Source organism: Specibacter sp. AOP5-B1-6, from assembly GCF_052376555.1.
In the GTDB taxonomy this organism is placed as follows: domain Bacteria; phylum Actinomycetota; class Actinomycetes; order Actinomycetales; family Micrococcaceae; genus Specibacter.
In genome coordinates, this window is the sequence record NZ_JBQSVT010000135.1 from 1 (window position 1) to 319 (window position 319).

Annotated in this window: 1 protein-coding gene; it reads left to right on the top strand. The window is 65.2% G+C overall.

The features are described 5' to 3' along the window. Nucleotides 1-319: transposase (locus ACT3TS_RS19810; protein ID WP_444533234.1), on the top strand; the 319-nt coding region annotated here is incomplete at both ends.

A 319-nucleotide genomic window follows, 5' to 3' on the forward strand; every position in this document is an offset into this window, starting at 1 on the left:
CGATAAGGGCACGCTGCAGCTCACGGGCGAGGGCGGGTTCCTGCCCGAGATGGTCAAGGCCGTGTTGGAACGTGGCTTGCAGGCCGAAATGGCCGGCCATCTGGGCTATGAGAAGGGTGAGCGGTCGGACGCTTCGCCGAACAACTCCCGCAACGGTTTCACGCCGAAAACGGTGGCATCAGAGATCGGCGACATCGCCTTGGCGACGCCGCGGGACAGGGACGGGTCCTTCCAGCCGGCACTGGTGCCCAAGGGTGCCCGCCGCATTGGCGGACTCGATGAGATGATCATTTCGCTCTACGCCGGCGGGATGACGGTG